This window comes from Burkholderia sp. Se-20378 (genome assembly GCF_017104665.1).
Taxonomy (GTDB): Bacteria; Pseudomonadota; Gammaproteobacteria; order Burkholderiales; family Burkholderiaceae; genus Burkholderia; species Burkholderia lata.
Window position 1 is genome coordinate 1 of the sequence record NZ_JAAGPG010000336.1, and the last position, 9,356, is coordinate 9,356.

Sequence of the window (9,356 nt, forward strand, 5' to 3'; positions counted from 1 at the left end):
CGACGGCAGGCTCGCGCAGCCGGCCGCCGCCGCGCCCGATGCCGATGACGCCGCGAGCGACGCAGCGGGTGCGGCCGGCGCGAAGCGCAAGAAGAAGCCGGCCGCCGATAAACCCGTGAAGACCGGCGACACGCTCGCGAAGCTCGGCCTCACGCGCTCGATCGATCTCGTTCTGCATCTGCCGATGCGCTACGAGGACGAAACCACGCTCACGCCGATCGGCGAGCTGCTGCCGGGCGGCATCGCACAAACCGAAGGCGTCGTGTTCGACAACGAGGTCGCGTACCGGCCGCGCCGCCAGCTGGTCGTGAAGATCCAGGACGACGACGGCGAGCACCTCGTGCTGCGCTTCCTGAATTTCTACGGCTCGCAGGTCAAGCAGATGGCCGTCGGCCAGCGCCTGCGCGTGCGCGGCGACGTGCGCGGCGGTTTCTTCGGGATGGAGATGGTGCATCCGGCGGTGCGCGCCGTCGAAGCCGATGCGCCGCTGCCGCAGGTGCTCACGCCCGTTTATCCGAGTACGGCCGGCGTGTCGCAGGCCTATCTGCGCAAGGCGATCGAGAATGCGGTCGAGCGCACGCCGCTGCCCGAGCTGCTGCCGCCCGAGATCCAGCGCGACTACCTGTTGCCGCTCGACGTGCCGACGCTCGAGCAGGCGGTGCGCATCCTGCACCACCCGCGCGTCGATTCCGACGAAGCCGCGCTGATGGACGGTTCGCATCCGGCGTGGACGCGCATCAAGTTCGAGGAACTGCTCGCGCAGCAGCTGTCGCTCAAGCGCGCGCACGAGGAGCGCCGCACACGCGCGGCGCCCGCGATGCCGCGCCGCACCGCGACCGATGCCGATTCACTGACGACGCGGCTCTATGGCGCGCTGCCGTTCACGCTGACGGGCGCGCAGGCGCGCGTCGTCGACGAAATCGCGAACGATCTAACCCTCGCGCACCCGATGCAGCGCCTGCTGCAGGGCGACGTCGGCAGCGGCAAGACGGTCGTCGCGGCGCTGGCCGCCACGCAGGCGATCGACGCCGGCTACCAGGCCGCGCTGATGGCGCCCACCGAAATCCTCGCGGAACAGCACGCGCGCAAGCTGCGTGCGTGGCTCGAGCCGCTCGGCGTCACGGTCGCGTGGCTCGCGGGCAGCCTGAAGGCGAAGGAGAAGCGCGCGGCGATCGAGGCGGCCGCGCTCGGCACCGCGCAGCTCGTGATCGGCACGCACGCGATCATCCAGGACACGGTCGAATTCGCGCGGCTCGGCCTCGTGATCGTCGACGAGCAGCATCGCTTCGGCGTCGAGCAGCGGCTCGCGCTGCGCGCGAAGGCCGCGAATGCGGCCAACGGCGCGCGCGACTTCCAGCCGCACCAGTTGATGATGTCGGCCACGCCGATTCCGCGCACGCTCGCGATGACGTATTACGCCGATCTCGAAGTCTCGACGATCGACGAGCTGCCGCCGGGCCGCACGCCCGTGCTGACACGCCTTGTCGGCGATGCGCGGCGCGAGGAGGTGATTGCCCGCGTGCGCGAGGCCGCGCTGACCGGGCGCCAGGTGTACTGGGTGTGCCCGCTGATCGAGGAGAGCGAGACGCTGCAGTTGCAGACGGCCGTCGAGACCTACGAGACGCTGGCCACCGCGCTCCCGGAGCTGAAGGTCGGGCTGGTGCACGGCCGGCTGTCGCCGGCCGACAAGGCGGCCGTGATGGAAGCGTTCACGCGCAACGACGTGCAGCTGCTCGTCGCGACGACCGTGATCGAGGTCGGCGTCGACGTGCCGAACGCGTCACTAATGGTGATCGAGCACGCGGAGCGCTTCGGCCTCGCGCAGCTGCACCAGTTGCGCGGCCGGGTCGGGCGCGGCACCGCCGCGTCGGTGTGCGTGCTGCTGTACACGGGGCCGCTGTCGCTCACCGGCCGCGAGCGGCTGAAGACGATGCGCGAGACGACCGACGGCTTCGAGATCGCACGGCGCGACCTCGAGATCCGCGGCCCCGGCGAATTCCTCGGCGCCCGCCAGTCGGGCGCGGCGATGCTGCGCTTCGCGAACCTGGAGACCGACGGCTGGCTGATCGATCCGGCCCGCGAGGCCGCGACGCGGCTGATTGCCGCGTATCCCGAGATCGTCACGCAGCATCTCGCGCGCTGGCTCGGCGCGCGGGAGCAGTATCTGAAGGCCTGATTCGCGGGTCGGGGCCGGATTTAAAACCGCCGTTTGAAGCATTCCGATGCAGAGAAACTTGGCGAACCGGTGTCACAGGGTGTATAAATTAAACCTATCGCTTGTATATCTCTGATTGACCCACAATGACGCTGACTGAATTGAAATACATCGTCGCGGTCGCGCGCGAACGGCATTTCGGCCGCGCGGCCGAAGCATGCTTCGTGAGCCAGCCGACGCTGTCGGTGGCGATCAAGAAGCTCGAAGACGAGCTCAACGTGCAGATTTTCGAACGCGGTGCGAGCGAAGTGAGCGTGACGCCGATCGGTGACCAGATCGTCACGCAGGCGCAGCGCGTGCTCGAGCAGACCTTCGCGATCAAGGAGATCGCGAAGCAGGGCAAGGACCCGCTGGTCGGCCCGTTCCGCCTTGGCGTGATCTACACGATCGGGCCCTATCTGCTGCCGACGCTCGTCAAGCAGATGATCCAGCGCGTCCCGCAGATGCCGCTGATGCTGCAGGAAAACTACACGCTGAAGCTGCTCGAACTGCTGAAGCAGGGCGAGATCGACGCCGCGATCATGGCGCTGCCGTTTCCGGAAACCGGCCTGATGGTGCGCCCGCTGTACGACGAACCGTTCGTCGTCGCGCTGCCGGCCGGCCATCCGTGGGAAAAGCGCGAGGAAATCGACGCCGAGGATCTGAAGCAGGAAACCATGCTGCTGCTCGGCAACGGCCACTGCTTCCGCGATCACGTGCTCGGCGTGTGCCCGGAGCTGATGCGCTTCTCGCAGACGGCCGACGGCATCCAGAAGACCTTCGAGGGCTCGTCGCTCGAGACGATCCGTCACATGGTTGCGAGCGGTGTCGGCATCACGGTGCTGCCGCGCATGTCGGTCGCCGAAGTCGGCCCGCGCGCGAACGGCCCGGATGCCGAACTGCTGTCGTACGTGCCCTTCAACGAACCGGTGCCCGATCGCCGCGTGGTGCTCGTGTGGCGCAAGAGCTTTACTCGGATGCCCGCGATCGACGCGATCAGCGACGCGATTGCCGCGTGTGAACTGCCGGGCGTCGCGAAGCTGGACATGCCGGCGACGATGAACTGAGCACGCAGCGGCATGCGCGTGTGGCAACACGATGAACGGGGTCTTGCGACCCCGTTTATTTTTCTCTATCGCATAGATGAAATTAATCAAATTCAAATAAACGATAGGTGAATATAGAATCTTCTACATGGATCGGCGTCGTGTCGACGACGGGTCCGCATGTTGAATGCAAGCGCCAAAGGAGGATGTCATGATGCGGTCGGTATTGCAGCACGCGCAGCGGAACATCCCGTCGCGCGACGCGGTCGTACATCGCGCCAGGGCGGCGGTTCGCAGCCTGCGTCCGATTGCGTTCGCGTACCTGGCGGACCGTGTGTATGGTGGCTGAACGCCGCCGCGCGCCGGTTCAGTGTTCCCCCGATTCACCCGCCGTCAAGCCCTGAGGGAGCATCGCATGTCCGAAAGCTGGAATACCGCCCGCAGCGCCGGCACGACGCCTGCCGGCAGCCGGTTCCCCGAGCGTCCCGCCTGCCGCACATCGCAGCGGGCGCGCGCGCCACAGGTCTCGCACGACATCCCGTAGTACGACAGGAGGACCAACCTGTTCCGTTTCCCATCCCCGCAATGACACTCCACCCACCGCACCCGGCATGCCGCCGGAGCGAACGAGTGGAGTCATACGAGCAAGCCAAGGAGAAATCGCATGTCGAACGAAACGAAGTGCCCGTTCAACCACACCGCTGGTGGCGGCACGACGAACAAGGACTGGTGGCCGAATCAGCTTAACCTGAACATCCTGCACCGGCATTCGGCGCTGTCCGATCCGATGGACAAGGATTTCGACTACGCCGAAGCGTTCAAGAAGCTGGATCTTGCGGCGGTGAAGAAGGACCTGCATGCGCTGATGACGGCGTCGCAGGACTGGTGGCCGGCCGACTTCGGCCACTACGGCGGCCTGTTCGTCCGCATGGCCTGGCACAGCGCCGGCACGTACCGCACGGCCGACGGCCGTGGCGGCGCGGGCGGCGGGCAGCAGCGCTTCGCGCCGCTCAACAGCTGGCCGGACAACGTGAGCCTCGACAAGGCGCGCCGCCTGCTGTGGCCGATCAAGCAGAAGTACGGCCGCAACATCTCGTGGGCCGACCTGCTGATCCTGACCGGCAACGTCGCACTCGAATCGATGGGCTTCAAGACCTTCGGCTATGCCGGCGGCCGCGTCGATACGTGGGAACCGGACGACGTGTACTGGGGTTCGGAAAAGATCTGGCTGGAACTGAGCGGCGGCCCGAACAGCCGCTATTCGGGCAAGCGCGATCTCGAAAGCCCGCTCGCCGCGGTGCAGATGGGCCTCATCTACGTGAACCCGGAAGGCCCGGACGGCAACCCCGACCCGGTCGCCGCCGCGCATGACATCCGCGAGACGTTCGCGCGCATGGCGATGAACGACGAAGAGACGGTCGCGCTGATCGCGGGCGGCCACACGTTCGGCAAGACGCACGGCGCCGGTCCGGCGTCGAATGTCGGCGCCGAGCCGGAAGCCGCGGGCCTCGAGCAGCAGGGTCTCGGCTGGAAGAGCACGTTCGGCACGGGCAAGGGCAAGGATGCCATCACGAGCGGCCTCGAAGTCACGTGGACGTCGACGCCGACGCAGTGGAGCAACGACTTCTTCAAGCACCTGTTCAGCTACGAGTGGGAGCTCACGAAGAGCCCGGCCGGCGCGCACCAGTGGGTCGCGAAGGACGCAGGCGACGTGATTCCGGATGCATTCGACGCATCGAAGAAGCATCGCCCGACGATGCTGACGACCGACCTGTCGCTGCGTTTCGATCCGGCCTACGAGAAGATTTCGCGCCGCTTCTACGAGAACCCGGCCGAGTTCGCTGACGCGTTCGCGCGCGCCTGGTTCAAGCTCACGCACCGCGACATGGGCCCGCGTGCCCGCTATCTCGGCCCGGACGTGCCGGCCGAGCATCTGCTGTGGCAGGACCCGATTCCGGCCGTCGACCACAAGCTGATCGACGACGCCGACGTCGCGGCGCTGAAAGCGAAGGTGCTCGCCTCGGGCCTGTCGGTGGCGCAGCTCGTGTCGACCGCATGGGCGTCGGCTGCGACGTTCCGCGGGTCGGACAAGCGCGGCGGTGCGAACGGTGCGCGGATTCGCCTGGCGCCGCAGAAAGACTGGGAAGTGAACCGTCCGGCTGAACTCGCGAAGGTGCTCGCGACGCTCGAAGGCGTGCAGAAGGCGTTCAACGACGCGCAGACGGGTGGCAAGAAGGTGTCGCTCGCCGACCTGATCGTGCTGGCCGGTGCGGCCGGTGTCGAGCAGGCAGCGAAGAACGCGGGCGTTGCGGTGACGGTGCCGTTCGCACCGGGCCGTGCGGATGCAACGCAGGAAGAGACCGATATCGAAGCGATGGCCGTGCTCGAGCCGGTCGCGGACGGTTTCCGCAACTTCCTGAAGCACGCGTACCAGACCCCGGCCGAGGCGCTGCTGGTCGACAAGGCGCAACTGCTGACGCTGACCGCGCCCGAGATGACGGCGCTCGTCGGTGGCCTGCGTGTGCTCGGTGCGAACGCCGGCGATGCGAAGCAGGGCGTGTTCACCGACCGTCCGGAAGCGCTGACGAACGACTTCTTCGTGAACCTGCTGGACATGGGCACGGAATGGAAGCCGGTGTCGGCCGCGAACGACGTGTTCGAAGGGCGCGATCGTGCGACGGGCCAGGTCAAGTGGACGGGCTCGCGCGTCGACCTGATCTTCGGCTCGCACGCGCAACTGCGTGCGTTGGCCGAGGTGTACGGCAGCGCGGATGCGAAGGAGAAGTTCGCGCACGACTTCGTCGCGGCCTGGAACAAGGTGATGAACCTCGACCGCTTCGACCTCGCGTAAGCGTCGCCGCGTATTAGTGCGGTGAAGCAGTAGTGCAGTAACGGGAAACGGCCGGTCGTCCGACCGGCCGTTTCTTCCTGACCCTGAGTCTTGTTGAAGGAGTGACGATCATGACGCAAATGATGCAGAACATGCGCGCTGCACTGGCGACGCCGGGCGAGATCGCGCGGTACGTAGTCGGATCCGCTATCGTCATCGGCGGTGCGGCCGAACTGGTGTCGCAGGCGCTGCACGCGATCGCCTGAGCGCGGTGTTTCGCGCGCCACGCATAAGTGGCGGGCCGTGTATGCGGGTAGCGCGGTATCGGTAGTGCGGTATCAATAGGCAGGTAACCCGATTCGTTTTCATTGCTCTGGTTCATTGAATAAGGAGTCCGGAACATGTCCAGGAAGACTCACGCCGCCCAGATCAACATCGGCATCGGCGACAAGGACCGCAAGAAGATCGCGGAAGGCCTGTCGCGCCTGCTCGCCGATACGTTCACGCTGTACCTGAAGACCCACAATTTCCACTGGAACGTCACGGGCCCGATGTTCAACACGCTGCACCTGATGTTCCAGGAGCAGTACAACGAACTCTGGCTCGCGGTCGATTCGGTTGCCGAACGCATTCGTACGCTCGGCGTCGTCGCGCCGGGCACCTTCGGCGATTTCGCGAAACTGTCGTCGGTGCCGGAGGCGAAAGGCGTGCCGGCGGCCGAAGACATGATCCGCCAGCTCGTCGAAGGGCACGAGGCCGTCGTGCGTACCGCGCGTGCGGTCTTTCCGCTTGCCGATGCGGCGAGCGACGAGCCGACCGCCGATCTGCTGACGCAGCGCCTGCAGATTCACGAAAAAACCGCGTGGATGCTGCGGTCGCTGCTCGCGTAGGCGTGCAACGCGCGGCAGGCTGGTTGAAGCCTGCGCACACTAGCTCTGGCCCTGATTGATCCGCACGCATTGGATCGAGCCCAGGCCCGTGCGCCGGACGGATCCGCATGTGCGCGAGCTCTGTCCCTTGATTGATGCGCGGCGCGGCTTGGCCATGTGCAGCGGGCACGGGCAGCGCGCTGGCGTCCGGCCGCTACCGCCCGCGGGTCGCGCCGACATGACGCGAAGCACCGCTCGGCTCTAAAATGCCGGGGTTATCTTTCCGGTGCTTCGCCATGCTTGCCCGCTTTCCCTTGTATCTGCGGCTCGTCCGGATGGACAAGCCGATCGGCAGCCTGTTGCTGCTGTGGCCGACGCTCAACGCATTGTGGATTGCGTCCGACGGCCACCCGCGCTGGCCGCTGCTCGTGATCTTCTCGCTCGGCACGCTGCTGATGCGTTCGGCCGGCTGCGCGATGAACGACTACGCCGATCGCGATTTCGACCGCCACGTGAAGCGCACGGCTGACCGGCCGCTGACGTCGGGCAAGATCCGCGCGTGGGAAGCCGTCGCGATCGCGGTCGGGCTCGCATTCATCTCGTTCCTGCTGATCTTGCCGCTCAACACGCTGACGAAGCAGTTGTCCGTCGTCGCGCTGTTCGTCGCGGGCTCGTATCCGTTCATGAAGCGCTTCTTCGCGATTCCGCAGGCGTATCTCGGCATCGCGTTCGGCTTCGGCATCCCGATGGCGTTCGCGGCCGTGCAGGACACGGTGCCGACGATCGCGTGGGTGATGCTGGCCGCGAACATTTTCTGGTCGGTCGCGTACGACACCGAATATGCGATGGTCGATCGCGACGACGACATCAAGATCGGGATCCGCACGTCCGCGCTGACGTTCGGTCGTTTCGACGTCGCGGCCGTGATGCTGTGCTATGCGGTGACGCTCGGCATCTACGTGTGGATCGGCGTGACGCTCGGTTTCGGCCTCGCGTACTGGGCCGGCTGGGCGGCGGCGGTCGGCTGCGCGCTGTATCACTACACGCTGATCAAGGACCGCGAGCGGATGCCGTGCTTCGCGGCGTTCCGCCACAACAACTGGCTGGGCGGCGTGCTGTTCGCCGGGATCGCCGTGCATTACCTGCTGGCAGGGAGCTGAGTTTCGCGATCTGTCCGCCGCAGGCGGTATGCCGTGCGGAATTCGGCAAGAACAAAAAAGCGGCCTGGGCCGCTTTTTTGTTGTTCGTGCAAATCAGCGTGACGGGGTGGGGCGCCCGGCACGTCCAGCACAGCAGGCGCCGGGTTGGCGCCGCAGACGCGCTTACGCGCGGCCGAGCTCGTCGCCCATTTCCTTCGCGCGTGCTTCGGCTGCAAGCGCACCACGCACGATCGCATCCTTCACGCCTTGCGCATCGAACGACGCGAGCGCGGCGGCCGTCGTGCCGCCCTTCGACGTCACGCGCTCGCGCAGCACGCTCGCCGGCTCGCCCGATTGCGCGGCGAGTTGCGCGGCGCCGGTGAACGTCGCGACCGCGAGTGCGCGGCCCTGTTCGTCGTTCATGCCGAGCTGGCGCGCGGCTTCCTGCAGCGCTTCGATGAAATAGAACACATAGGCCGGGCCGCTGCCCGAGATCGCGGTGACGGCGTCGAGCTTCGACTCGTCGTCGAACCACACGATCTCGCCGACCGCGCCGAGCACGTTCGACGCGAGTTCGCGGCCTGCCGCGTCGACGCCCGGCAGCGCGGCGAGGCCCGTCACGCCCATGCCGACGAGCGCGGGCGTGTTCGGCATCGTGCGCACGACGCGTGCGTAGTCGCCGAGCCAGCGCGCGAGATCGCTGCCGCGGATGCCGGCCGCGATGCTGATCACGAGCTGCGACTTCAGGTGCGGCGCGAGCGCCTGCGCGACGTCCTTCAGCACCTGCGGCTTCACCGCGAGCACGACCGCGTCGTAGTCGGCGAGCGTCGCGTCGACGGCCGCGCCGGTGCGTACGCCGAACTGCTGGGCGGCGCGCGCGCGGACCTCTTCGTTGACGTCGATGGCATACAGGCCGTCAGCGGCGACGCCGCGCTTGATCAGGCCGCCGATCAGGGCCGCGGCCATGTTGCCGCCGCCGATGAATGCGATTTTCATGATGTCCGAATGAGCGAGTGAGTGAACGGTAGGGCGGAAAGAGTGCGACGTTCAGTGCGAGTAATCGCGCGCGCCGAAGATCGCGGTGCCGACGCGTACGATCGTCGCGCCTTCGAGCACGGCCGCGTCGAGATCGGCGGACATGCCCATCGACAACGTGTCGAGCGGCAGGCCGTCGGCGCGCAACGTGTCGAACAGTGCGCGCAGCGCACGATGCGGCGCGCGTTGCGCTTCGGTGTCGCCGGCCGGTTCGGGAATCGCCATCAGGCCGCGCAGCCGCAG

At 66.8% G+C, this 9,356-nt stretch carries 8 protein-coding genes; 6 read left to right on the plus strand and 2 right to left on the minus strand.

The window, feature by feature from the left end; genetic code table 11:
• The 6 genes from recG to ubiA all read left to right on the plus strand — a co-directional run.
• Positions 1–2,176: ATP-dependent DNA helicase RecG (gene recG, locus G3N93_RS27180; protein WP_206134352.1), on the plus strand; the 2,176-nt coding region annotated here is incomplete at its 5' end.
• Between the two features lie 125 nt (positions 2,177–2,301).
• Entirely contained in the window at positions 2,302–3,261 is a 960-nt protein-coding gene (locus tag G3N93_RS27185) for a hydrogen peroxide-inducible genes activator (protein ID WP_011351000.1), read from the plus strand.
• 643 nt (positions 3,262–3,904) lie between these two features.
• Positions 3,905–6,091, plus strand: coding sequence for a catalase/peroxidase HPI (gene katG, locus G3N93_RS27190; protein WP_174984115.1), 2,187 nt, complete (start codon positions 3,905–3,907; stop codon positions 6,089–6,091).
• A gap of 119 nt (positions 6,092–6,210) precedes the next feature.
• A complete protein-coding gene (locus tag G3N93_RS42095; protein ID WP_277396575.1) occupies positions 6,211–6,336 on the plus strand; it encodes a hypothetical protein in 126 nt (41 codons plus the stop codon).
• A gap of 135 nt (positions 6,337–6,471) precedes the next feature.
• The gene (locus G3N93_RS27195) at positions 6,472–6,960 is read left to right on the plus strand and encodes a Dps family protein (RefSeq protein WP_174939250.1); all 489 of its coding nucleotides are present in this window, start codon (positions 6,472–6,474) and stop codon (positions 6,958–6,960) included.
• 275 nt (positions 6,961–7,235) lie between these two features.
• The gene (gene ubiA, locus G3N93_RS27200; RefSeq protein ID WP_174939253.1) at positions 7,236–8,099 is read left to right on the plus strand and encodes a 4-hydroxybenzoate octaprenyltransferase; all 864 of its coding nucleotides are present in this window, start codon (positions 7,236–7,238) and stop codon (positions 8,097–8,099) included.
• Positions 8,100–8,261: 162 nt separating this feature from the next.
• Here the strand turns inward: ubiA and proC are convergent, their stop codons facing one another.
• A complete protein-coding gene (gene proC, locus G3N93_RS27205; protein ID WP_206122458.1) occupies positions 8,262–9,074 on the minus strand; it encodes a pyrroline-5-carboxylate reductase in 813 nt (270 codons plus the stop codon).
• 51 nt (positions 9,075–9,125) lie between these two features.
• Positions 9,126–9,356, minus strand: a 231-nt coding sequence (locus G3N93_RS27210) for an alanine racemase (protein ID WP_206134353.1), incomplete at its 5' end; no start/stop codon positions are given.